This is a genomic window from Fodinisporobacter ferrooxydans (genome assembly GCF_022818495.1).
Lineage (GTDB): Bacteria > Bacillota > Bacilli > Tumebacillales > MYW30-H2 > Fodinisporobacter > Fodinisporobacter ferrooxydans.
Genome location: NZ_CP089291.1, coordinates 1,444,048 through 1,468,722, shown reverse-complemented (window position 1 = coordinate 1,468,722; position 24,675 = coordinate 1,444,048). Strand labels below are relative to the sequence as shown.

Here is a 24,675-nt window from a genome sequence, read left to right as displayed (position 1 = left end):
GTCCATCTTACTTCTTCGACATAGAGTAAATTAGAAATAAAGGATCGAGTTGACAGGTAATTATTACTTCGTGTTCTGGAACGGAAAGATATTCTCCACCTGATAAATGGGAAAATGTCAGCAATTCTAACCAAATATTCGTCTATCAATATGAGGGAAGCAATAGTTACCTTAACGCAACCTGAATCCGTGAAATTACTTTTATGAAAACAATAGAATAACAGAGATTTAATACGTATAATGGAGAAAACCGAGTTTTTTTCTTACATAAACAAACTTCACCACAGGGGTGTCCATTATATGCCGGTACATTTTGAATTTGAACAATCCAATGAATACCTGACTTCGCATTCGGGACTTGCTGCCATAGGCCAATTGATTGCACAAACCCGATTGACACAACGATTGGATCATACGAAACTCGACGGAGTTCGTTCTCCTGACATTTCCAACGGCGACATCATGTCTTCCTATCTGGGTCTGCTTTGTCAAGGCAAGAACGACTTCGATGCCATCGAGCCTTTCCGTGAAGATGATTTTTTTGCCCTCTCGTTGGACTTGAAATTGGTTCCTTCCAGTCCCACACTGCGTCAGCGTCTTGATATGGCGGGAGCATCGGAAGATGCGGATTGGCAAACGATATTGAAGGAAGAGTCGGCGACGTTATTGAAAACCATCAACGTTCCCCTTACTCCAATTATGATCCGACTGCCCGATGGGACAGAACAACAGTTTCTTCCGCTTGATGTAGATGTTTCGCCCTTTGACAACTCCAAGACCAAAAAGGAAGGCACTTCCCGAACGTACAAGGCGTTTGATGGTTACGCACCCATCTTCGCTTATCTGGCTCGGGAAGGATACAACATGAACGTCGAATTACGGGAAGGCAAGCAACATTGCCAAAATGGGACACCCGCCTTTCTAAGCCAGAGCATTCACTATGCCCGCATGATCACAGAACAGCCTCTATTGGTTCGCCTAGATTCGGGCAATGACAGCAAGGACAATCTTGTCGTGTGCCATGCAGAAGAAACAAAAGCAGACTACATTATCAAACGCAACTTACGCAAGGAATCCCGCGAAGAGTGGCTTACGGTCGCTCAAACCAAAGGAATCTGCTGTGAACAACGGGAAGGGAAAAAGGTGTACATCGGTTCGACTTCCCTTTACGTGAAAGAAATGCAACAGTCGGTTCGTGTCGTATTTCAAGTGACGGAACGTACGATCACCAAAGACGGACAAGTGTTGTTCGTGCCGGAAATTGAAGTCGATACCTATTGGACATCCCTTACCTGTTCCGCTTGGCAAGTCATTGAATTGTATCATGATCACGGAACTAGCGAGCAATTTCACAGCGAAATCAAGACAGATCTTGATATGGAACGGCTGCCGGCAGGCAAATTTAAAACGAATGACGTAATCCTGCATGCGGGTGTATTCGCCTATAATTTGCTACGGATCATCGGCCAACAAAGCTTGCAAACACCATTCTCGCCACTCAAAAAGTCTGTTCAGCGCCGACGGATTCGAACGGTCATTCAAAACATGATTTATCTTGCAGCTCGCTTGGTTCGACACGCTCGTAAATGGAAACTGCGATTTGGCTGTTACTGTCCGTGGTTTCATACGGTCAAGCAAATGTATACGACTGCTTCTTTGTAAAGAGATTTACGACAAGCACGTAGATATCTAATGCCTTCTCAAAAAAATAAGTTTAGAGGGTTTAGTTTGATATTGCCAAAATCCGAGTTTGCCCCAAAAAGCAATAAGTCGAAGAAGATTCACAGTCATAGTAACCAGTAAACCATATGCTATTTTCAATAGTTCAGACAAGAATTAGAGTGTTTATCCATTTCTAAAACATTAACTAAAAAGCTGTCACGGATTCAGGCGCAACTTAGAATCTATACCAACATCAGCGATCAATTTGGGAATTGAGAGGGTAGAAATCCAGGTTATTTTACGATGTGGTGTTTTTGCATATTTTGCGCGGGTTTTCCGGTTCGGTCGCCCATGTGATGTTATGCTATTCTAGAGCGTTCGGATGAACTTCTTTAGAATTAATTAGTATCCTAATGCCAAAGAGCCAAACTTTCTGTGGCTATAAATCTCCAAATAGAGACCGTCCTAATGTTTCTGTAGCGTGTTTTGCACGTTCGGAAATAGTAACAGCCTAGTGTCCGCAAAAACACCGGGCTCCACATTAAATATGTAGAGCCCCGGATAGCCGAGATAGTCTTCCTTTATTAAAAGGGAGGATTTTCACATTCATTTATAAAGTCAAAAATATGTCTCGTCAGTTGGTAAAAGCCCCTTAGATGTAATTCTAGAGGATCAATTTCTTAGTTCCCTATTCCCATTTTATGAAACAGGGTTTTTTTAACAGTCAGATCCACATAAATGTGTGAAGCCTAACACTACAATATTAAAACTCTACTACTGTACGTCCGACGTTTATGGATACTGAATCATGGAAACTGTCAAAGGCATCATTTATTTGATCCAGTCCGATTCTTGAAAGCACAAGCTCATCCAACTGGAATTTCCCATCCAGATACAGTTGCGCAATGATGGGGAAATCCCGAAATGGATGGACATCTCCATAAAAACTGCCTTTTAATGTCTTTCCCACTCGATGAAATCCGCCTGCTGGGAGGACTAGTTCTTTCTTTGGATTAAACGCACCAATGACAACTGTTGTTCCTCCTCTTCTTGTCCCTTGCCAAGCGGTTGATGCTGCGTTGGTATTGCCTGTGCAGTCAATTGCAAAATGAACGCCGAACCCACCCGTCAAATCCTTAAGGGCTTCTACGGTATCTCCGTCACCAACATTTACTGTGTGTGTTGCACCAAAGGTTTTTACAATGTCCAGGTTTTGCGGTTTGAGATCACACGCAATAATCTTCGATGCACCGGCAATACGGGCACCTTGGATGGCATTAACTCCGACTCCCCCGATGCCGAAAACTGCGACAGTCGAGCCCGGAGTTACCTTTGCTGCTCGAACAGCGGCCCCAAAACCGGTCCGCCACGCCACAGCCTATCAAGGAAGCCTGAGCCAAAGGCATATCGCCTGGAATCTGAACACAGCTCATCTCCGGAACAACCGTATACTCTGCAAATGTGGAAAGAAGGGAGTTATGGTAGAGTATTTCCCCATTTCGGCTTAACCGGGTTGTACCATCAAGGAGTGTGCCTGCAAACATTGGGCCGAAAGCAGATTCGCAAAGATTTACCTGACCTGCTTTACAGAACTCACATGTTCCACAGAATGGGACCCAACTTAAAGCGACCTTGTCGCCAGGTTTAACAGTCTGGACATTCTCGCCAACTTCAACAACCACTCCGGCCCCTTCGTGTCCGAGAATGGTAGGGATTGGGGTCGTTTCATCGTGAAGGGCGTTCAAGTCACTATGGCATACTACAGTTGCTCCTATTTTTACAAGAACTTCATTCGCCTTTGACGCAGCTAAATTCACTTCCTCAACTTGAAGCCGCCCACCCATTACCGCTGATTAAAACCATTTAGTGAGTTTCAATCAGCTAACGCAGTAAGCCTGTGCCGTACAGTGACAGAGGTTTTCAATACCTCGAGAAGATTTAAGAGGTAATTAGTATCTAATGATATGGCAAAAGCTTGCCACTCGTTTGCAAATGCATTAACAACTGAACCATGTAAGGGTTCGAGTTCACTACAGTGCAAGAAATACAATCTGCATCAATGCCCTACTTTTGAAGCGACAAGGCCATTGATGATTTGGCTACATACACTTTCAAACTACAAACGATTACAAGCGGAATCAAACAGCCTCAGTCCGATGAAAGTTCTGACCAAGGCTGCCTAAATTTCTTTGCTTTTTCACCGTCTACTTGATGGAGTGCAGTTTAATGATTTATTAGTCTTTTCTTGAATTTTTATATTCGAAAACTAAGTTAGTCCTTACTATTAGCAGCCTTGCTACCTAAGACGGAATGAGCTAAAAAATTTCCGTTGCGTAGACCAGTTACTTGCCCGTCTTTTAGGGCAAAACACCCACCAACTAACACGTGATGAATTCCATCGGCCATCAAACAGGGATAATCAAACGTTGCATTATCCTTTATTTTCTTAGGGTCAAATACTACAATATCGGCACGAAACCCTTTTTGTAGTTTACCTACCTTACTAAGATTGAAGAGTTCAGCTGTTAATCCAGTCATTTTTCGGATAGCTTCCGTCAATGAAAGAATAGGCCGTTCATTTACATAACGTCTTATCATTCTTGGAAATGTTCCAAACAATCGTGGATGGGGATGGTCCCCGCTATATAATCCATCTGACCCGACAACAGTACGTGAATGTTTTAATACTGTTTGTAAATCTACTTCGGTTGAATTTTTGAGAATTACACCAACATCTCCATTCTCCTCTAGTAATAGATTAAACATACATTCTAGTTCCGATTCATGCCTTAATTTTGCTATTTCAACGAGCCCCATACCTTGCAGCTTTCGGTTTTCCAAGCTTTCAAGTGAACAAATTACTACATTTTGATATCCGATAGCATTAATACGGTTTTCCCAACCTGAAACTCCGTTTTCAAAGTTGGCAGTTACTATCTTCCTCGTCTCCGTATTTCGCAATCTACTAAGCATATTCTCTACTCCACCTTCAAGCAACCAGGGTGGGAGTAAAGATGCAAGAGTTGTGCTCCCCGCTAAATACGGGTACATATCAGAACTTGACTTAATACCCTGGCGAAAAGTTTCATCAAGCAATGACAAAGTTCGATTAACTAACCCAGCGTTTTTCTCCCCGGCCACCTTGTGATGCGATATATGAATTGCTACCCCAGATTGAACACCAATCTCAATTGCTTCTTTAACAGAACCAACAAGCATATCTCCCTGGTTTCTCAAGTGTGTTGTATAGATACCGCCGTACTTGGCAACAACCCGTGACAATTCAATTAGTTCCTCGGTACCCGCATATGCTCCAGGTGTATAAGCTAAACCTGTTGAGATTCCAAACGCACCTTGCTGCAAAGCCTCCTCAAGAAGCGCTTTCATTTGTGATAATTCAGAAACAGTTGGGCTCCGATTCTCAAAACCCATTACGGCACATCGAAGTGTGCTATGACCTACGAGGGACGCATAGTTAACGGCTGGGTGAGCCTCTTTCAACATATCTATATATTCGGAGTATGAACTCCATGTCCATAGTCTTTCTGGGAAACCTAATACTGGCTTACAATACTGACGGAACGATTTTATGGTATCACTTTTAATAATTGGGGCAACAGAAAATCCACAATTCCCCAATATTTCTGTTGTTACACCTTGTGAGATTTTTGCAACAGCTCCGGGTTCCTCAAGTAGGGCGATGTCAGAATGAGTATGCGCATCGATAAACCCCGGAAAGACCACCATCCCCTCGGAGTTCAGCTCACACTCCCCTTGTTCATCAGCAACCCCAATGTTCACAATATGGCCGTTATGAATTGAAATATCACCAACAAAAGCTGGATTTCCCATCCCATCAACGATTAAACCATTGCGGATCACCAAATCAATCATAAATAAATCCCCTTTAATTTTATTAAACTTACGAATGTAAATTCAGGATATTTACTTTAATGCTTAACCTTCAACGCTATTGTTTTTGGTTAATACCTTACCGAAATGACGAATTCCGACAATATTATTTTCCTCAATAAAGTTCAAATACTTTGTATATTCCTCTTTCTGCGACAATGAACCAATAACTATAGTGAGGAATGACAAGACTAATCCAATGATTATTGGGTTAACACCAAATAAAGTTGTATGGGAAAGCTGGTTATATAAATACAAGACAATTGAAACCCCACCACCGATTATCATACTTGAAGTAGCTGCGACAGTTGTAACGCGTGGCCAATAAAGTGCTGCTAGCCAAGCAAATGTAATTCCACCAACAACTCCGTAGTAGCCAAATAGTAGAAGCGAAAGGATGTTCGGTATCAATAGAAGCATTAGTGTGAATGAGCACTTTGTTTCCGCAGGAAACAAGTGCTCATTTGCACATTGGAACAGATTACCGCTATTTTAATGCCGCCTCAATTTGCTAAACTTTTTGCAAATTATAAGGGCGGTGTTTCGAGTGATTATTACCCATCATTTTCCAGTTGATCTTCCCTGTTATTTTCAGCTCGGCAGGGCCAATAATTTCCCTGTGATTGAATCTTGCCCGATTTGTAAGTCCCAACAGAAGTTAAAACGCCATGGTTTTTATAACCGCTACGCGATCGAGACCGATGCAGAATATCGGATTCCCATTTGCCGTTACAAATGTCCGAATCCCAAATGTAACAAAACATTCGCTATTCTTCCGGATTTTCTGCTTCCCTACTTTCAGAACACGCTCTCTTCCATCTTGCAGACCTTACAACTATTCTGGGCTTATTGTGTACTGCTATTTAGCCGCCAGTTAGTTTGTTTTTACCGGAAACGGTTGATGGCCAAAAGCAAAATCATCGAGATGTTCTTTCGTCTTGAGGGGAACAAACAGATCTTCCCAGAAGATCCCATAGAAAAAGCCATAATGCTTCTGAATATGATTGAAACTCTCCCCAGAGTCACCTTCATTCGAAAGTGGCACAATCATTACATTAGCAGCTTTATGGCACATTCATTTTATCACGGATCACCCGTGGCCAAAACAGAATAATGTTTCCACATACCTTTTTCCTCGTCAGGGACCGTGTACGGGTTTTATAATGCATCGTAATGGTTAGCCGGCTAGCCTTCGAAAAGGAAGAACGAGAAAGCGCGCCAGTTCTTTCCAATTTAGACAATGGGAGGCTACTTAACCAATGGATGAACAAAACCGGGAACGCGTGGCCCTTTTTCGCTATGGGATCATCGCTCCCTTGCTCAATGAACAGGTGGATCGCGCCACATATTTGGCTGAGGTGTCTGCCAAAACCCACGAAGTCCCTTACTATGGTTCCAAAGAATTTACACCCAAGACAATCTTAGCTTGGCTAAGGCAATATCGCCGTAATGGTTTTGACGCGTTAAAGCCCCAGGCACGTTCGGATCGAGGACAATCCCGATCGTTATCCGGTGAATTACAGCTGCACTTGGTATCCCTGCGTAAAGAAAATCAAGGAATGCCAGTGACGGTGTTTTATGACCAATTGGTGCAACAAGGAGAGATTTTACCGCAGGATGTATCTTATACCTCTATCTATCGCTTACTGAAAAAGGAGGGATTGCTGGGGAAGGGGATAGTGCGTTCGCCCGAACGAAAACGGTTTTCTCATGATACGGTCAATATGCTCTGGCAAACCGACCTGTCAGATGGGCCATATCTTCGTACAGGCGACAAAAAAATCAAGACGTATTTAATTGCGGTGATCGATGATTGCTCTCGCCTATGCACATTTGCGCAATTTGTCCCATCCGAGAAATTTGACGGGCTACGCACAGTCTTGAAAGAAGCTTTGCTTCGCAGAGGCATTCCCAAGATGCTGTATACCGACAACGGCAAGATCTTTCGTTCCGATACGCTGCATTTGGCTTGTGCAGAATTAGGCATACACCTCCTGCACACGCAGCCCTATGATGCCGCTAGCAAAGGGAAAATAGAACGCCTGTTCGGAACGATTAAGACGCGTTTCTATTCGCTGTTAAAAGCAAAACCGGCTTCTTCATTGGAAGAACTGAATGAACGGTTTTGGAAGTGGTTGGAGGAAGACTACCATCGCAAGCCACATTCTTCTCTCAATGGAAAAATGCCGCTCGAAGTGTACTTGTCCCAGATTGATCAAGTACGGATGGTCGACGACCCTGCCAAATTAGATCCTATCTTTCTTAAACGGGAGAATCGAACTGTCAAACATGACGGAACGTTTTCGCTCAATAACCAGCTGTATGAAGTTCCCGAGCGATTTATAGGTCAAAAGATCGAGATTCGTTACGATGAACAAGGCGTGCATATCTATGAGGACGGGAAACCAGTCGCTCGCGCTTCTGAAGTGAATTTTCATGATAATGCTCATGTAAAACGAAAACGACCCGCCATCTCCTTCGCTGATATGCAAGGGATGGACAGGAAAGGAGAAGATAGGGAATGATCATGGCATTCTATTCCCTTTCCAAAATCCCTTTTGCCAAGGAAACCAAAGGTATGTCGCCCTATACTTCCCGTTCCTTTCAAGAAGCAATGGGATGTTTAACCTACATGAAGCAGGTTCGCGGCATGGCACTTGTTGTCGGCGACCCGGGAGCCGGTAAAACCTACGCCTTGGGTGCATTTGCCGAAGGCTTGGGCCAATCGCTCTACAAGGTCATCTATTTCCCGTTGTCTACAGGAACAGTAACTGACTTTTACCGTGGATTGGCCTTCGGCCTAGGAGAACAGCCACAAAGTCGGAAAGTGGATCTGTTTCGCCAAATCCAACAGGCGATTAGCCGTTTGTTCTACGAACAAAAGATTACGCCGGTTTTCATCCTTGACGAGATGCAAATGGCCAAAGATGTCTTTTTACAAGATTTGAGCCTGCTCTTTAATTTTCACATGGATACCCAGAATCCTTTTGTCCTTCTTATATGCGGCTGGCCTTACTTACGGGACCGTCTGTCGTTAAACCCACATAGATCCTTATCCCAGCGGCTTTTGGTTCGACATCAGGTCGAGCCGCTGGATAAGGAAGAGGTCAAGGGATATATGGAGCATCACCTTGCCTATGCCGGGGCGAAATATCCGATTTTCACGGAAGACGCAATAGAAGCTGTTAGTGCCTGTTCCAATGGATATCCACGCCTGATTAATTTATTGGCTATGCACGCCCTATTATATGGCAGCCAAAACAAAAAAGAACAGATCGATGCCGAAGTCATCCGGATCATCGCCCCGGAGTGCGGTCTGGCATTGAGATAGCTTGGATGGCTTAGAACGAGTCAAAGGGGACAACCCTGATCCCCAAATATTCTCAGGAAAGGAAAGAATCATGATGACCCGAACCCAAAAACCAGGAATCCTCGTCTATTGTCCTGCCAAGGAACGCTGGCAAATCCAAAAGATAGACCATTCTTACGACCTTCACTGCGGCGATTGTTTCGAGATTAAGGTAGGCTATGAGTATATCCCTTGTAGAATAGAACTTGGCTGTGAATGGCTGTTATACCTTCGGGAAACTCGATTTTATTTACATCCAAAACAGAAATACGAAGTGAAAGTCGATTAACAAAGAGTGACAAGTGATTACTTCTTAGACCCAGTAGAAAGGCAATAGCTAAATGCTATTGCCTTTCTACTGGGTGCAACAAGCGATAGCGCGTTAGGAAAAAAGCAAACTTGATCACGTATTAGACGAGTATATAGGGAATGAACGATTTGAACAAGAGCGGAATTGGGATAAAGTGTAGTTGAAGTAGGATGGATTGGATAATAGTGGAATGAAATACTCGCCAGAAGACCGCGAAAGCGTGCAAATTTTTTAATCATTGGCTAATTTATTCTGAAAAAGGGGCCTAAAATCTTTCGATATGGGACCTAAATAATTTGCAAATCCTAAGCCGATTTATTGTGCAAATTCACAGCATTAGGAACGATACTATCGTTAGTAAAACGACCACAATCCGTGCTACTCTGACTTTTGTTTTTTCAGAGGAAGAGGGATTTATTAATCGAACGTATATGTCCTGTGTTACATTTGAAGTTGCAGACAATAACTCTCCTCCAGCAGAGCTCATGATAGCAGAAGCTAAAGCTGCAAAGAAAATTACTCCTAATGCTGTAGGGAAAAGGTTAATTGCGATACTGGGAAAGACTTCCGAAGCCTTTATATGAGCAAAGAGGTAATGCCCGGATAAGCCGATAACCGGAATAAGCAAGTAAATTGGGAACATGATTATGGTTGCAATTATAGTTCCAACTAATCCGTCTTTTGCACTCTTTTCAGATAATAGACGCTGAAAATATGCTTGCCGAACAAAAATTGACGGAAGAGTTAGAATTACAAAACCAATTGCAACACCAGGTGAAATGTTAAATATGTTCCCAAATCCATGCTTAAGGCCAGGAGCAGTCAATACATGACTAAGCCCCCCTGCACGTGATAACGTTAACGGGATTAGAATTATAAGACCTATCACAAATATAAACCAATGTACTAGATCACCCCACGCCGTACCTAGCATCCCTCCGAAAATCACCCAGATACACATAACTACACCAGCTAAAGCGGCAGACATCAGAATTGGTAGGCCCGTTACTAACGATAACAGTGCCCCTAAAGCTAACATTTGAGCTCCTACTGAACTTATACTTTGAGCAAGATAATAAATTAACCCAGTCGTTCGTGCAGTATTAGAAAAGCGATCTTCTAGAATCTGCGGGTGTGTGATCTGGCGCATATTTGCTAATGGACGTGCCAACAGAAGCCCCATTATAAGAACTCCAAGTACGACTGGACCCAACTTCCACCATGCTTGCATCCCTAAAGTATATCCAGCAGCAGCCAAACCAATTGTTGACCCTCCCCCAACTGCTTGAGATATTAAACCTGCAGCAATTAGGTACCAACCTAGTTGTTTATCTGCTAAGAAGAAACCTTTAGCATCCTTAATCCGCCTGCCTGCAACGATACTAAGTATAACAACCAAAATCACATATATTCCCATTCCTATGACAAAAATTGGCCTCATAAAGTTACTCCCCTCCTTAGTCGCGGAATATAGACATTCCATTATTTATGCAAATTACCAATCTAAATATTAGGGTTGTTGTACACAATATACTTAAAGAATATTTTGTGTACTTGGTACCGAGTAACCAGATAGTATCTCCGGTATATATGCGTATAAAGCAGGTGAGCCACCCGTATGAACAAAGAGAATGTTATCGGCGTTGGAGAAAAAGCCGCTTCGAACTAAATCAATCAAACCGGCCATAGCCTTACCAGTATATACAGGATCCAACAGGATTCCTTCAGTTCTGGCTAGAAGATTAACAGCCTCGACCATTCCAGATGTAGGAATTGAGTAACCTGGCCCTATATAGTCATCAAAACATCTCACAGCTGACCGTGAGATTAACTCGTCGACGCCGACATGATGGGCTGTTCGCCTAACGAGGTCGTATATTACATGACTTATGCAGTTCGAGACAATAACTGGTAAATATCTGGTTTGGGCGTAGCCCAAAGAAGCATTAAGTAATGCTCTGGCCAAAATAATTCAATGAGTCTTGCAAATTGCTGCACTTGTGTGTCACAATCAATAGAGATTCGCTGAATACCTCTGTGGTTATTCACGCGAACCTGACAACGAGTGTGGAAGAGGCCGCGAACCATTTCGCCGTGGGTGTAGCCTTCATCATCGCTCGTTTTTTCTTTGTTCAATTCAAAAAGTGCAACAGCTAACAAGGTCTCGGCAGTGAATAATAATTCGAAATGAGCATGATGGTGCGCTTGCGATTCAGAATGGCACTTCTCGAAAGCCAGTTCTTGCTTGGCTGTACGAAAGAAAACCTCGATCCTCCAGCGTTTTACATATGTTTGTAACGCTTCTTTTGGGGCATCGTGGCGGTTACTTATAAGTAAATATGCACCTTTATAAGTGGCAGGTGACTCCTCACCTTCGGTGTCTACATCAGCCGAATTGAGTTGTTCATCCTCCTTTAACCGCATGGCGACTACAGCGGCGATTGGAACATATCTATGTTTCGTCACTTGCTTACCTTTGCGATTCACAGCAGTATAAGGACGCTTCATGTAAATCCCCGGAACGGAAATAGAGACCAACCCGGATGTCGCCTTTCGAGTTAAGTCTTTAAACACCTCACGGATGAGCATGATTGGAGTCAGCGGCACGAAGCGTTCCCTACGGGTACCAGGTTCGATAACTTTGCGGAATAAAGTTGTGTTACGTTTTGCTTTAGTCACCCAATCAAAATTGTTTTCTTCAAGAAATGTAAAAAATTTTTTACACAAGTACCACCGATCCATTGCTACCCACAAATGGCAAGTGACGGATTCACGTAGCATCAATAACATTTGCCTGGCAAGATCCAGTTTGGTAATACCTTCACCTTTTACTTCTGGCTTATGCCAGATACGGTAAAACAATGGATACTCCAATCCGCTTTTCAGAACCGCCTGAAGAGCCACGAGATTTGTCGCCCATACATGGACTTTCATTGAGTGGTCAAAGAGCCAACTGAGAAACGGAAGTTGCTTGGCATAGGGATGCGCACTGTGAGTATCATCGAGATTGACCACATCCCCATCGGTGAGTCGGGTCAAAGGATCATGCTGCAACCGCTCGACACGTTTCTTTGCGAATGTCACCCATGCAAACCCATTCGTGAAAAAGCGGCTTAACGTGTATTGAGCTATTTTCCAAGGCTGAAACATCGCCTTGAGTAATGCGTCCTTATCGACCAACTCAGCTATCTGAAAAACAGAAGAACAATTCGAAACAAGACCAACGACATAGAGAAAGCAAATGAACCATGACGGAGCTCCACTGCGTTTCATGATACCCGATTGAGTAAGCAAAAGAGATAAATCAAAGCGATCCCAAAGGCTTTTGAGAATGGGTGCTCCTGCACATTCTCCATGATTGAGTTCTTTAAATCTTGGTTTTTGTAATGCTGACATGAAAAGCCCACCTATAATCTAAACCTGAATCCGTGACAGCTTTTCAGTTAATGTTTTAGAAATGGATAAACACTCTAATTCTTGTCTGAACTATTGAAAATAGCATATGGTTTACTGGTTACTATGACTGTGAATCTTCTTCGACTTATTGCTTTTTGGGGCAAACTCGGATTTTGGCAATATCAAACTAAACCCTCTAAACTTATTTTTTTGAGAAGGCATTAGATATCTACGTGCTTGTCGTAAATCTCTTTACGAAGAAGCAGTCGTATACATTTGCTTGACCGTATGAAACCACGGACAGTAACAGCCAAATCGCAGTTTCCATTTACGAGCGTGTCGAACCAAGCGAGCTGCAAGATAAATCATGTTTTGAATGACCGTTCGAATCCGTCGGCGCTGAACAGACTTTTTGAGTGGCGAGAATGGTGTTTGCAAGCTTTGTTGGCCGATGATCCGTAGCAAATTATAGGCGAATACACCCGCATGCAGGATTACGTCATTCGTTTTAAATTTGCCTGCCGGCAGCCGTTCCATATCAAGATCTGTCTTGATTTCGCTGTGAAATTGCTCGCTAGTTCCGTGATCATGATACAATTCAATGACTTGCCAAGCGGAACAGGTAAGGGATGTCCAATAGGTATCGACTTCAATTTCCGGCACGAACAACACTTGTCCGTCTTTGGTGATCGTACGTTCCGTCACTTGAAATACGACACGAACCGACTGTTGCATTTCTTTCACGTAAAGGGAAGTCGAACCGATGTACACCTTTTTCCCTTCCCGTTGTTCACAGCAGATTCCTTTGGTTTGAGCGACCGTAAGCCACTCTTCGCGGGATTCCTTGCGTAAGTTGCGTTTGATAATGTAGTCTGCTTTTGTTTCTTCTGCATGGCACACGACAAGATTGTCCTTGCTGTCATTGCCCGAATCTAGGCGAACCAATAGAGGCTGTTCTGTGATCATGCGGGCATAGTGAATGCTCTGGCTTAGAAAGGCGGGTGTCCCATTTTGGCAATGTTGCTTGCCTTCCCGTAATTCGACGTTCATGTTGTATCCTTCCCGAGCCAGATAAGCGAAGATGGGTGCGTAACCATCAAACGCCTTGTACGTTCGGGAAGTGCCTTCCTTTTTGGTCTTGGAGTTGTCAAAGGGCGAAACATCTACATCAAGCGGAAGAAACTGTTGTTCTGTCCCATCGGGCAGTCGGATCATAATTGGAGTAAGGGGAACGTTGATGGTTTTCAATAACGTCGCCGACTCTTCCTTCAATATCGTTTGCCAATCCGCATCTTCCGATGCTCCCGCCATATCAAGACGCTGACGCAGTGTGGGACTGGAAGGAACCAATTTCAAGTCCAACGAGAGGGCAAAAAAATCATCTTCACGGAAAGGCTCGATGGCATCGAAGTCGTTCTTGCCTTGACAAAGCAGACCCAGATAGGAAGACATGATGTCGCCGTTGGAAATGTCAGGAGAACGAACTCCGTCGAGTTTCGTATGATCCAATCGTTGTGTCAATCGGGTTTGTGCAATCAATTGGCCTATGGCAGCAAGTCCCGAATGCGAAGTCAGGTATTCATTGGATTGTTCAAATTCAAAATGTACCGGCATATAATGGACACCCCTGTGGTGAAGTTTGTTTATGTAAGAAAAAAACTCGGTTTTCTCCATTATACGTATTAAATCTCTGTTATTCTATTGTTTTCATAAAAGTAATTTCACGGATTCAGGTCTAAAGATATACCCGGTAATTAAAGGTATCCTTCGCGATTATTGTGGCATTTTCTAAAAGTCAAGTAGTTTTTATGATATTTTTTGAAATATTTCAGACTATTCGGTGTCCTATGATGATAACCAATTAATTACATGAACTGCATAGGTCATGGTATATTAAATTCTCCTGGATATTTCTTGGACGACTGACATCTATTCCAACCACTGAGACACCACTGTGATTGCCATAAAGTCCGGTGACAAGACCGGCATGTGTTCCGCCACTGCCGCTAGCACATACAACATGACTGAAGTTAATGCCTAAATCGAACGATTGAGACATGATCTCCTCTGCACATGCAACATAACCCGTTGAACCTATCTCATTTGAACCACCACCGGGGATTATATAGGGACTTCTCCCCTCTGCTAACGCCTCTTCTGCAACTGCTTGCATCTTCGCTATCATATCTGAACCACCGGGGACGATACTTACCTTTTCAACACCTAACAAACGAAAGAGAAAATTATTTCCGCTTGCATCAGGATTATAGCTATTTGGTACGCGCTCTTCTAATACAAGCCGGCATTTCAAACCTTCTTTTACTGCTGCAGCAAGAGTAAGGCGACAATGATTTGATTGAACTGCCCCACACGTAATAATTGTATCGGCGCCCTCGTCTAATGCATCGGCCATCAGAAATTCCAGCTTTCTAGTCTTATTCCCTCCCCCAGTTAGGCCTAATAGGTCATCACGTTTAATATAAATTTTTGGGCCGTCAAGTAATTCTGACAGTTTAGGTAAAAATTCGATCGGAGTCACACCTTGCAAATATCTACGGCGATGGAAACGAGCTAAATTCAACGTTATCACTCCTTTTTTGAGAATTCTGTGATTTCATTTTATACTGGTGCCTAAAATGAGTAAAACGAATAATAGTAATGACTATGATGATGAAAATTCATGAATGTTTTGTTAATATATAACTTGAGTCTTGCATTTTGGGCCGATTAGGCCGAAAAATGGGCACACGTATAGTGTGTTCGTAAAAACAGCAATTAGGCACTTAGTTTCAATTCGTCTAACACTTCGAAAAGAGGTCGTTGAGCTAGGGCTTGTTGATAGACGTAGGTAACGATTTGTCCGAAATATTCCTTTCGAATTCGACGTACTACGTCCCCTAACGTCATTGGATCCTGCTCAGTGGACCATTCGTTTCGTTGTAATTCAAGAAAATTGTAGACCAAGAATTGAATTGCCCAATAACGCTGAATGGCATAAAACGATTGCAATTGATATTGGTCAAAGCCTAGCATCTCCTTAAAATATCGATATCCGGTTTCAATATTCCAGCGCACTTGATAATACCGAAGGATGGTTTCGAGATCCAACGTTTGATCTGTGCAAAGGATACAAAACGGTGTTTTGCTTGAATCGAATTCCTTTTCCCAGGAGAGCAAGACTTTAACATTTTCAACGTCTGCCAGCGGGCCTTCATATTCATATACCCAGTACATGTTCTGATTCCCCACGGTAACAGAGTGGAGATCGGACTGGTGAATATAATTCGTTGCAAATTCAGCAATCTGAATTCGAATGCCCGCAGGGCGGATTTTGCGATTGGTTTTAACGGCAGCAATAATGTGAAACCCTTTTGCATTACATGCATCTATGATTTTCTTGCTGGTATACCAACTATCCATTAGAACATAAACCAACTCATCATCAGATGCTTCATAGCTTTGAATGAGTTCCAGAGCCAAATCATTTTTGCTCTTGAATGGAATTTGGTTGACATTACAGTATCCCTCACGAAAGTAGGGTCGGAAATCCCATGCGAAGGAATACCCTTCGCTAACAAGATGGGCGGTAACTAAACAATGGGACCACACACCTTTCCCTTCATCATGGGAAAAATGAAAATCAAGTGCTTCAATATGTTTGGTAGAAACATCTTTTTTACAGCTCGTATCATCGATGATCAAGAATACGATGGATCGGGTATCTCCCTTTTTAGAATGCTTACGCCTGATCTTTTCCAACAAAAACTGCATACGGCGTTTTTGCATTCGGTTTACACACCAAGGTGAGTGTTTCAAGAATTTCGTCATGCAACTGAGATGACGATAGGAATTCGTAGAGCTTCGAATTTGTGTAATGGTTTTACGCCCTTCACACAAAATAATTCCTTGCATGATGTGAAGGAGATGGTTCCGTTGTGGCGCTGTAAATTGCAATTGCATTGCCAAAATAAACTTGACGATAGCAGAATACAAAGTTACCATGAAAGTGGACATCTCCTCTTTTGGGATTATTTGTGTGGTAACTTATAATTTCCGCAAAAGATGACAGGTGTCCTTTATTATTTTTTCAATGCGACAAAGGTTCTAAAGATTTGACAGGCTTCGCCAAATTTCTACAGCAAAATTTTTGCAAGACTCAAGTATATAAAATTAGAGAAGATGTATTTGAATTTTATAAGATGAAAACATTGATAAAGCATTAGAGGAGGTAGGTATGGATAGACTCCTATTGACTTTTGTGACTGTCGCCGAAAAGCGAAGTTTCACTCGCGCTGCAGAGGAATTGCATCTAACACAATCTGCTGTAAGTCGAGAGATCGAGGCTCTGGAAGCCGAATATGAGACAAAACTGTTCGACCGTACAAACAAATCTGTTCGGCTAACAAGAGCAGGAGAAATCCTATATTATCATGGGAAAAATATTGTAAGCGAATATTATACGGCTTACAGAATAATTAGTGATTTAACTGGTACTGCAGTTGGAAACCTAGCTATAGGTTCTGGTTATACTTTTGGAGAATATTTATTACCACATGCTGTTGCTAAATTTAAAAGCCTGTATCCCCTCATTACTCCGAAAATTACTATTATGAATTCAAAGCGAATTGGCATACAGGTTCTCCAGCATGAGGTAGACCTAGGTATTGTCGATGGAAAAATAGAATTAAAAGGAGTCACTACTCAACCTTTCGCTCAAGATGAAATGATGATTGTTGCACCAAGGGGACATTGGTTATCTCGTTTAGATGAAGTAAATATTAGGGATTTAGTTGATGAAACTTGGATTCTCCGAGAATCGGGCTCAGGTACACGTTCAGTTATTGACCGCGTTTTTAGAGATCTTGGCTTCTCTCCTATCTCTGTAATGGAATTTGGCAGTAACCAAATAATAAAGGAATCAGTACAAGCTGGCCTCGGTATATCTATCATTTCCAAGTGGGTGTTCCAAAAGGAAGTAAATTTTAATCTTCTACATGCTCTTCGTATTAAGGACTACACGATTTCTAGAGACTTCTTTTGCGTAACTCACACTTCAAAGTTCAGGACGAAGGCTCTTGAGCTATTTCTGGACTTCCTACAGCTGTGGGCTCGCGAGTTAGATTTAAATGAGAAAGGAATGTGACTGATAAACTAGAATCAACAGATTTCGCTAAATAAGAATGAGCAAAATTTCCCATACCCTTCCTATTAAGCTATCATATAGCTGGTAATTCTAGCATTAGGAGGAAGCGGTATGAGGAACGAAGAAAGGTGGCCTATGTACTTCGATATCCGTCAACAGAAGGAAATGGGATTAACGAAATCTCAAGTGGCAAGGAATCTAAATGTGTCCCGGAATACGGTCATCAAATTCTGGAACATGTCACTCGAAGAGTACAAAACGTTAATGGAGAGACTTGAGTCACGATCGAAAAAATTGGAGTCTTTTGAATCCGAGATTGTGGGGTGGTTGCGAGAGTACCCGGATCTATCAGCTGCCCAGATTATGGGTTGGTTGAAGGAACACCATGGGAACCTGGAAGTTGCAGAGAGCACGGTTCGATGCTATGTCCGGGGAATACGATCGGAATATGGAATTCCTAAGGTCATGCGAATTCGACAGTATGAAGCAGTGGCGGAACTTCCAATGGGACGGCAAATGCAAGTTGATTTCGGGGAAACCAAGCTAAGACATCCAGAGGGGCATACAGTCAAGCTTTGGTTCATCACGTTTGTACTGTCTCATTCGCGGTATAAATACGCGCTTTGGCAGGACAGGCCGTTTACTACGGCGGATGTGGTGAATGCGCATGAAGAGGCTTTCGCTTTCTACGGCGGCATGCCGGAAGAGATCGTGTATGATCAAGACCATCTGTTGTTAACCAGTGAAAATCACGGGGATCTCATTCTAACTCATGAGTTTGCCAAGTACGTGGAAGAGCGCGCATTCCGGATTTATATGTGTCGCAAAGCGGATCCTGAGAGCAAAGGTTACGTTAAGACTTTCGTTATGTAAAGAAATAGGCTTCCTTCCAAGAAGATTCGTGTATTGGATTGTATATTTCTTTACATAATCAATCATCCGTGTTACGAAATAACCAAACATATTGGGAGGGTTTGGTTATGGTAACGGATTTTAAAAAGCTGGTTGCTTTGTGTGAGGATGAATTGATCAGTCGTGAGTATGGCAGTATGTATTACCGGAAAATCAAAACAGAATGGGACAAGTTGAGTCAATGGATGGCAGAACATCAATATACAGATTTTTCTGAATCTACTGGCTTTGCATACTGCGATGAGGCTTTTGGGAGTCATACCCTGACGGACAACATAAGCGAAAAAAATCGGATGAAACTCAGGGCAATACGGATGCTGATTTCTTATCAAAGAGACGGGGATTTTGAATTCCGTACCCCGAGTGTTGAACGAATTTTTCATGGTGAGATTGGGAAAACCACGGAATTATATCTTTCATATGTTAGAAACATCCTTCGTCTATCCGACGAAACGATAAGAAATAAGGAACAGTATTTATACGAATTCCACACATTCCTCAATGGTCACGCCTTGCTCTTGGAAGATTTGAATGTGGACATTGTAGAAAACTTTTTCGCATCTATGGGATATTCCCTTGCCTCAAGGCATAACAGCGGATCAACCTTACGGATTTTTCTCCGGTATGCCTTTGATAACGGACTGACGAACAAAGACTGCTCCATTTTTGTCCTTGCCGATAATTATAAAAAGCATTGTAAACTCCCCACAACCTACGAGGAGTCAGAAATAAGCAACATGATTGCATCCGTAGAGCGTTCGTCTGCAATCGGGAAAAGAGATTACCTGATTTTACTTTTAGCTGCTGAATACGGCTGGCGCACAAAGGATATCGTGGGTTTCCGGTTCACCCAGATTGACTGGGATAACAATGTCATTCGTTTTAATCAGAGCAAGACCGATATACCGGTGGAATTTCCCCTTCTTTCAACCATCGGAAATGCAATCATAGATTATCTAAAGCATGGTCGTCCGAAAACAGATGCCGAGGAAATCATTGTTGCCGCTGATACGGTAAAAAAAGGACAACCACTTTCACCCCCAACCGTTCACTCCATTGTTTCGAAATATATGAGCAAGGCGAATATCAAAAACTGGAAGGCAAAGAAGCACGGCGCCCATTCCCTGCGCCACAGCCTTGCGACCAACATGCTGAAAAAGAATGTATCCATGCCCGTTATCAGTACCGTCATGGGGCATCAGAGCACAGAAACAACCAAAATATATTTGGCCGTCGATGTAAAGAAACTGCGGCAATGCTCCCTTCCCATGCCTGAACTGCACTCATCGTATTTTAGTTGGGAGGCATAGCGAATGAGCAGACCCGTATTCCACTCTGTTTTTGCGGATGAAATAAATTCTTACCTGAACTATAAAATGTCTTCAGGCTACAAGGCTAACAGTTTCTGTGTTAATCTGCGGCACTTTGATTATTTCTGTATCCAGCAGGGGATCAAAGAACCTGTGTTCACTACTGAGGATGCTGTAAAATGGGTGCGGAAAAAGGATACCGAAGCCACAACCACGCATTATTCCCGGGTAAATGCAATTAAGCAGTTTCTCATGTTCCTCAGTCGAAAAGGCTACGATGTATTTGTTACCAGGGATATTAAGTTTAAACCGACAGAATTTCAACCCTACATTTATACAGAGGATGAAATAAGAAGATACTTCCACGCAGTGGACGCCTACGAATCCGTCCGAAATCGAAAGGACGCAATCCAATACCCGGTTCTATTCCGCCTACTCTATTGCTGTGGGACGAGAATTAATGAGACCCTAGGAATACGAAAACAGGATGTAGATTTGGAGAATGGGATTGTCAAGCTTTTTGAAACCAAAAATGACTGCGAGCGCTATATCGTGTTAGGGAACGATCTTCATACGCTCGTGAAGCAGTTTGCGGAAAAATGCTTTTATCTGCTAAATGATGGGGACTATGTTTTCACCACTTCTAACGGAGGCAGAATGAATGGGGATGGCATTTATGAGGTACACCGATTATTCCTTCAACAGGCTGGAATCCCTTATCTTGGGGGCGGAAAAGGCCCCAGAATCCATGACTGGAGGCATACCATGGCCGTGCGTTCTTTCAAGCAGATGATGGATGCCGGCATGGATATGTATGTCGCCCTTCCAATCCTGTCTACCTATTTGGGACATAAAACGATATTTGCAACAGAACGTTATGTAAGGCTAACCATGGGCATTTATCCGTATATCGAGAAAAAGTTCAGATCAAAAATAGAGAAAGTGTTCGGGGAGGGTTCGGGGATATGAAAAGAACTGATTTTGCCGTATATCTGAACAAATATTTCACAGAGTATCTTCCGAATACCTGCGGAAGCACCCCCCAGACAGTGGATTCATACAGGTATTCCTTTATCCTTTTCCTGACATATATGCAGGACGAACATAGAATTTCTGCCGATAAGGTGGATATATCTTATCTCACTTACAAAAATGTGGTAGATTACCTGAATTGGCTTCAGGAAATACGGGCAAACGGAATAGCGACTAGAAACCAAAGGCAGGCAGCCTTAAACAGCTTCATTCGCTTCCTTATGTACGAATTTCCCGAACATCTAAATGAATACCAGAAGATCCTTGGGATACCCATTAAGAAAGCGCCACAAAAGGAAATTTCTTACCTTAAAACGGAGGGCGTAGCGTTATTAATCAACCGAGTAAATTTAAACCGGCAGAACGGGCTACGTGATTATGTTATCCTATCTCTGCTGTACACAACTGGAATTCGTGTCAGCGAACTAATTCAGATCCGCGTAAAAGATTTGACGTTACAGGCTCCCTTCACGCTTTTGGTTCACGGAAAAGGACAAAAAAGTAGATATATACCGCTAATGAGCAGTACAATCCCATTTATTCAAAAGTATCTTGTCCAAAGAAAATACGACAGACCGGAGAGGCAGGATGAATGGCTGTTTAAAAACCACATGAATGAACCCTTCACCAGGCAGGGGATTAATTATATTGTGGGAAAATATACAAAACTGGCGCGAAAAATCGCCCCGGATATGATCCCTGCCCATTTCAGCCCGCATAAAATGAGGCACACGACCGCCATGGGGTTGGTCGAATCGGGTGTGGATTTAATTTACATCCGAGATTTGCTTGGACACGTAAGCGTGAAAACGACAGAAATTTATGCAAAGGCAGATGCAATGCATAAACGTCTGGCCATCGAGGCGGCAAGCAAGGAAATCGTACCCTCAGAAGAAGCGGAATGGGATAATGATTCAAACCTGAAGGACTGGCTAAAGAGTTTCAATCGCAGATAATTATGTAATGAAATATTGTTAAGGCTTTCGTTTATTACGCCATTTTTGGGGCTAATCTTTACATAACGAAAGTCTTAACGTAACCTTTGTTACGTAAAGATTTACGTAAGAAAGGCAAAATTGAAAATGTAGTGAAGTATATCAAACACAACTTTGCCCGGCACCGTCAGTTCACGAATGTGGACAAACTCAACGAGCAGTGTTTAGCCTGGTTAGCCCGTACGGGCAATGCCAATATACATCATACGACCAAAAAAATACCGGTCGAAGTATACGCTTTAGAGAAAACGCATCTCCGCCCAGTCCACAAAAAAATAGAAACATTAAGTAAGTCCAGTATAACAACCCATTTTCCGCATGTCAAAAGGAGTCGAACATTGGATTTTTCAAACGACATCATTTGTTAAAATTCGACAAAATGACATCGTGAATATATATTCTAAGGTTTACTTTGTCAAAGTATGTCGAATACGAGACCGAAACAGATGAGTGATTCTTAATCTATCCTGTCGGCTCCTGCAATCCAGCTGCAGTGAGTAAAGATTTACGTTGTAATTGTAACCACCTAAGGATTCGAATCGCACCTTCGGTTATTCCATCTAGTCGATGGTGGGTCTGCCCATCTGGAAGCCGAACGATGATGTGGGTTACATTTTCAAACTCCTCCAGAATCGTCCACCCTGTCGGAGACAAGATTTTCACTCCGTTTAGTATAAGCGGTTGTGACTCAGTGTCCAATCCTCGGCGAATTCGCTGTTGTAAGATTGCATAAACCAAAAGTGCAAACAGAAACACATAGGCCATCGCCTGTACTCGCTTAGGATTCTTAAGAAAAATGCCATACATAAGAAAAGGGTGCTTCACCGCACGAAATAGATTTTCCACTTGAATCTGACTTTTGTAGTCCGTTACTAGCTTTTCATCCGATTTGTTTGATTTGTCTACGTTACTAATCAGGACGAATGTCCCTTCTCGTTGCTTGGTTCGGGCAATGGTCTCATCATCCTGGTTGAACTGAATGCAAATTCGCCATATGTCTTTCTCTACTAATTGTCCATATGTGTTGTTTTTCGAAGGGCGTCCACGCCGCCGCTTGACTACTTTCTCAGACTGAACATGGCCGTTAATCTGATGAAACTTCGCCTTGTGATCATGCAAAAATTGCGTGAGTGCTACGGTTGCATCGGGTTCGCAATGAAACTCTATGGCTTGCTGCTTTTCTATTTCCTTGGTAAGCTGCTCTGCCTCATCTGCGATTTGTTTCATTAAACGCTTTGCTTTTCGCTCATCCAGATGTGAGGTTTGGACAACCACAAACCGATACGCACGTTCATAGAGTTCTTCTTTGAAGCTTTGAATTCGATACGTAGCACTGTTTTTTCTCGCACTACCCAAGACTCCAAGATCTACAAACTGCTCCTCCTGTTGAAAGGCTCGGTCTTTTAGCTGCTTACACAGGTTGTATGTATCCGGTAGGCGGCTTATAAACGAACGTTTCTCATAGGTTTGCAGATTCTCTTCCGTTACAAATGCGGAATCAGCGACGACAACAATGGAATTCCAAGCCTCAGGAGATAATAACCTGTCGATGCGCCCCGTCAAATCGGAGTACCAGGGTTTGTCACTCGTATTGCCATTCATCACGTCAGCAAACAATGGAATTCCGCCAATGCTTCCAAGTCCATACATGAACTGTTTCAGGTCAGCACGCAGGTCTTTACTATATCCTCGTACAATTTTAAGTGGAGAGTCTTCCAACTCGGAGTCCTCGTAACTACCCTGCACAGAAATGGAAGTTGTATCGAAGTGGAGCAACCGATCAAATGTATCAAATTGCGCCTCCGGCGTACCTAAAGCGATCTCATGATAAATTCGCCAAGGATCTGCATCTGCAAGCTTATCAAGAGCAGCCGCAAGGCGATCATCATTCAATTCGTCTGCTAAAAAACCTTGACCAAACAGCCATTCACAGTCCATATTAGCGTAGAATCTCTCAATTTTATAAAGTGGTTTACGTTGTACGAGAAAGTTAACAATCAAAGCAACGATACGAATTCCTGGGCTAACTTTGGTTCGATGTGGATCCCACTCAACAAATCGATCAATGATGGATGCAATTTGCAAATCTGCACAGAGTCCAGCTACAATAGGCGCAGACTTGGCCATTCGTACTTCAATGTGAAGATCTGATAGATTCATTTGAAACAACTCCTCAAAAGGTTCCAGTCTAAGTTTAAGGAACGATTCGAGGTTTTCCGTTTATTTTCCTTTTATCCGCAAAATATTCCGAAAGTTCGACTTAAATCGACATGCGGAAAGTGGGTTAAAATACTCGTTTTAACAGATATTAACACTGATAAACCCACTTTTTGCTGTTATTTGTGATAAGGTTCACCGTAAAGGGTCTAACGGCGAAATCCTTTTACGCAGCGCTCAAATCTTTCCCCTTTCGAATTTTATATGACAATCGTGTCATAACTAAGGCGAAATTATTTGTGAGGATCTTCAGCATATCAACAATAGAGCAAAATCCCCAACACATTGCTGAAAACCAATAGGCGCCCATTCGGGTGCCATTTCATTCAGTCATCTTTACTTATCATGTGACAACATTAGGAGCAATAGCCCTTATGTTCATAAACTGCTGCCATCATTTCACTCCAAGGAACTTATGGATTATGCCCCTCAAGCTG

General features: G+C 42.7%; 19 protein-coding genes and 2 pseudogenes. 10 read left to right on the top strand and 11 right to left on the bottom strand.

Annotated elements, in window-relative coordinates; genetic code table 11:
- Nucleotides 1-300: 300 nt before the first annotated feature.
- Complete coding sequence (locus LSG31_RS06955; protein ID WP_347438650.1) at nt 301-1,662, top strand: IS1380 family transposase; 1,362 nt, start codon at nt 301-303, stop codon at nt 1,660-1,662.
- A gap of 763 nt (nt 1,663-2,425) precedes the next feature.
- Here the strand turns inward: LSG31_RS06955 and LSG31_RS06950 are convergent.
- The 4 genes from LSG31_RS06950 to LSG31_RS06935 form a co-directional block, all read right to left on the bottom strand.
- Complete coding sequence (locus tag LSG31_RS06950; protein ID WP_347438649.1) at nt 2,426-3,037, bottom strand: zinc-binding dehydrogenase; 612 nt, start codon at nt 3,035-3,037, stop codon at nt 2,426-2,428.
- Complete coding sequence (locus tag LSG31_RS06945; RefSeq protein ID WP_347438648.1) at nt 2,940-3,506, bottom strand: alcohol dehydrogenase catalytic domain-containing protein; 567 nt, start codon at nt 3,504-3,506, stop codon at nt 2,940-2,942. Before LSG31_RS06945 ends, LSG31_RS06950 begins: the two co-directional genes overlap by 98 nt.
- A gap of 427 nt (nt 3,507-3,933) precedes the next feature.
- Complete coding sequence (locus LSG31_RS06940; RefSeq protein ID WP_347438647.1) at nt 3,934-5,556, bottom strand: N-acyl-D-amino-acid deacylase family protein; 1,623 nt, start codon at nt 5,554-5,556, stop codon at nt 3,934-3,936.
- Between the two features lie 63 nt (nt 5,557-5,619).
- Nucleotides 5,620-5,994, bottom strand: a complete 375-nt coding sequence (locus LSG31_RS06935) for a hypothetical protein (RefSeq protein WP_347438646.1) — start codon at nt 5,992-5,994, stop codon at nt 5,620-5,622.
- A 127-nt stretch (nt 5,995-6,121) separates the two neighbouring features.
- Between LSG31_RS06935 and LSG31_RS06930 the strand changes: the two genes are divergently transcribed.
- The 4 genes from LSG31_RS06930 (at nt 6,122) to LSG31_RS23290 (ending at nt 9,212) form a co-directional block, all read left to right on the top strand.
- Nucleotides 6,122-6,688, top strand: a complete 567-nt coding sequence (locus LSG31_RS06930; RefSeq protein ID WP_347435626.1) for a DUF6431 domain-containing protein — start codon at nt 6,122-6,124, stop codon at nt 6,686-6,688.
- Nucleotides 6,689-6,833: 145 nt separating this feature from the next.
- On the top strand, nt 6,834-8,099 hold the full coding sequence (locus tag LSG31_RS06925) for a DDE-type integrase/transposase/recombinase (RefSeq protein ID WP_347435625.1): 1,266 nt from the start codon (nt 6,834-6,836) through the stop codon (nt 8,097-8,099).
- Nucleotides 8,096-8,905: an ExeA family protein gene (locus LSG31_RS06920; protein WP_347435624.1), complete on the top strand. Its 810-nt coding sequence runs from the start codon at nt 8,096-8,098 to the stop codon at nt 8,903-8,905. Before LSG31_RS06925 ends, LSG31_RS06920 begins: the two co-directional genes overlap by 4 nt.
- Nucleotides 8,906-8,975: 70 nt before the next feature.
- The gene (locus LSG31_RS23290; protein ID WP_430734200.1) at nt 8,976-9,212 is read left to right on the top strand and encodes a DUF5348 domain-containing protein; all 237 of its coding nucleotides are present in this window, start codon (nt 8,976-8,978) and stop codon (nt 9,210-9,212) included.
- A gap of 349 nt (nt 9,213-9,561) precedes the next feature.
- On the opposite strand, the gene LSG31_RS06915 is transcribed toward LSG31_RS23290, so the two are convergent.
- From LSG31_RS06915 to LSG31_RS06890, 6 genes and pseudogenes are all read right to left on the bottom strand, one after another.
- A complete protein-coding gene (locus LSG31_RS06915) occupies nt 9,562-10,674 on the bottom strand; it encodes a sodium:solute symporter family protein (RefSeq protein ID WP_347438645.1) in 1,113 nt (370 codons plus the stop codon).
- Between the two features lie 93 nt (nt 10,675-10,767).
- A pseudogene (locus tag LSG31_RS06910) lies at nt 10,768-11,103 on the bottom strand (pyridoxal-phosphate dependent enzyme); the annotation flags it as partial.
- 17 nt (nt 11,104-11,120) lie between these two features.
- On the bottom strand, nt 11,121-12,629 hold the full coding sequence (locus LSG31_RS06905) for a transposase (protein ID WP_347437727.1): 1,509 nt from the start codon (nt 12,627-12,629) through the stop codon (nt 11,121-11,123).
- Nucleotides 12,630-12,881: 252 nt separating this feature from the next.
- Complete coding sequence (locus tag LSG31_RS06900) at nt 12,882-14,243, bottom strand: IS1380 family transposase (RefSeq protein WP_347438203.1); 1,362 nt, start codon at nt 14,241-14,243, stop codon at nt 12,882-12,884.
- Between the two features lie 277 nt (nt 14,244-14,520).
- Nucleotides 14,521-15,210, bottom strand: a pseudogene (locus LSG31_RS06895) (D-cysteine desulfhydrase family protein); the annotation flags it as partial.
- A gap of 194 nt (nt 15,211-15,404) precedes the next feature.
- Nucleotides 15,405-16,631: an IS701 family transposase gene (locus LSG31_RS06890; protein ID WP_347435742.1), complete on the bottom strand. Its 1,227-nt coding sequence runs from the start codon at nt 16,629-16,631 to the stop codon at nt 15,405-15,407.
- Nucleotides 16,632-16,863: 232 nt separating this feature from the next.
- Here LSG31_RS06890 and LSG31_RS06885 point away from each other — a divergent pair, with 232 nt between their 5' ends.
- From LSG31_RS06885 to LSG31_RS06865, 5 genes are all read left to right on the top strand, one after another.
- A complete protein-coding gene (locus tag LSG31_RS06885; protein ID WP_347438644.1) occupies nt 16,864-17,772 on the top strand; it encodes a LysR family transcriptional regulator in 909 nt (302 codons plus the stop codon).
- A gap of 111 nt (nt 17,773-17,883) precedes the next feature.
- Nucleotides 17,884-18,645 carry a DDE-type integrase/transposase/recombinase gene (locus LSG31_RS06880; RefSeq protein ID WP_347438643.1) on the top strand — a complete coding sequence of 254 codons (762 nt, stop codon included), beginning with the start codon at nt 17,884-17,886 and terminating at the stop codon, nt 18,643-18,645.
- Between the two features lie 224 nt (nt 18,646-18,869).
- A complete protein-coding gene (locus LSG31_RS06875) occupies nt 18,870-19,994 on the top strand; it encodes a tyrosine-type recombinase/integrase (RefSeq protein ID WP_347438642.1) in 1,125 nt (374 codons plus the stop codon).
- A gap of 3 nt (nt 19,995-19,997) precedes the next feature.
- The gene (locus LSG31_RS06870) at nt 19,998-20,963 is read left to right on the top strand and encodes a tyrosine-type recombinase/integrase (RefSeq protein WP_347438641.1); all 966 of its coding nucleotides are present in this window, start codon (nt 19,998-20,000) and stop codon (nt 20,961-20,963) included.
- On the top strand, nt 20,960-21,982 hold the full coding sequence (locus LSG31_RS06865) for a tyrosine-type recombinase/integrase (protein ID WP_347438640.1): 1,023 nt from the start codon (nt 20,960-20,962) through the stop codon (nt 21,980-21,982). Before LSG31_RS06870 ends, LSG31_RS06865 begins: the two co-directional genes overlap by 4 nt.
- A 501-nt stretch (nt 21,983-22,483) precedes the next feature.
- Here LSG31_RS06865 and LSG31_RS06855 read toward each other — a convergent pair.
- On the bottom strand, nt 22,484-24,181 hold the full coding sequence (locus LSG31_RS06855) for an IS1634 family transposase (protein WP_347438168.1): 1,698 nt from the start codon (nt 24,179-24,181) through the stop codon (nt 22,484-22,486).
- Nucleotides 24,182-24,675 lie beyond the last annotated feature (494 nt).

Bases quoted from the DNA above. Each gene is read 5' to 3' on its own strand.
- LSG31_RS06955 (WP_347438650.1), top strand. From the start codon at position 301: ATGCCGGTACATTTTGAATTTGAACAATCCAATGAATACCTGACTTCG.
- LSG31_RS06945 (WP_347438648.1), bottom strand. From the start codon at position 3,506: ATGGGTGGGCGGCTTCAAGTTGAGGAAGTGAATTTAGCTGCGTCAAAG.
- LSG31_RS06940 (WP_347438647.1), bottom strand. From the start codon at position 5,556: ATGATTGATTTGGTGATCCGCAATGGTTTAATCGTTGATGGGATGGGA.
- LSG31_RS06935 (WP_347438646.1), bottom strand. From the start codon at position 5,994: ATGCTTCTATTGATACCGAACATCCTTTCGCTTCTACTATTTGGCTAC.
- LSG31_RS06925 (WP_347435625.1), top strand. From the start codon at position 6,834: ATGGATGAACAAAACCGGGAACGCGTGGCCCTTTTTCGCTATGGGATC.
- LSG31_RS06920 (WP_347435624.1), top strand. From the start codon at position 8,096: ATGATCATGGCATTCTATTCCCTTTCCAAAATCCCTTTTGCCAAGGAA.
- LSG31_RS23290 (WP_430734200.1), top strand. From the start codon at position 8,976: ATGATGACCCGAACCCAAAAACCAGGAATCCTCGTCTATTGTCCTGCC.
- LSG31_RS06915 (WP_347438645.1), bottom strand. From the start codon at position 10,674: ATGAGGCCAATTTTTGTCATAGGAATGGGAATATATGTGATTTTGGTT.
- LSG31_RS06905 (WP_347437727.1), bottom strand. From the start codon at position 12,629: ATGTCAGCATTACAAAAACCAAGATTTAAAGAACTCAATCATGGAGAA.
- LSG31_RS06900 (WP_347438203.1), bottom strand. From the start codon at position 14,243: ATGCCGGTACATTTTGAATTTGAACAATCCAATGAATACCTGACTTCG.
- LSG31_RS06890 (WP_347435742.1), bottom strand. From the start codon at position 16,631: ATGGTAACTTTGTATTCTGCTATCGTCAAGTTTATTTTGGCAATGCAA.
- LSG31_RS06885 (WP_347438644.1), top strand. From the start codon at position 16,864: ATGGATAGACTCCTATTGACTTTTGTGACTGTCGCCGAAAAGCGAAGT.
- LSG31_RS06880 (WP_347438643.1), top strand. From the start codon at position 17,884: ATGAGGAACGAAGAAAGGTGGCCTATGTACTTCGATATCCGTCAACAG.
- LSG31_RS06875 (WP_347438642.1), top strand. From the start codon at position 18,870: ATGGCAGAACATCAATATACAGATTTTTCTGAATCTACTGGCTTTGCA.
- LSG31_RS06870 (WP_347438641.1), top strand. From the start codon at position 19,998: ATGAGCAGACCCGTATTCCACTCTGTTTTTGCGGATGAAATAAATTCT.
- LSG31_RS06865 (WP_347438640.1), top strand. From the start codon at position 20,960: ATGAAAAGAACTGATTTTGCCGTATATCTGAACAAATATTTCACAGAG.
- LSG31_RS06855 (WP_347438168.1), bottom strand. From the start codon at position 24,181: ATGAATCTATCAGATCTTCACATTGAAGTACGAATGGCCAAGTCTGCG.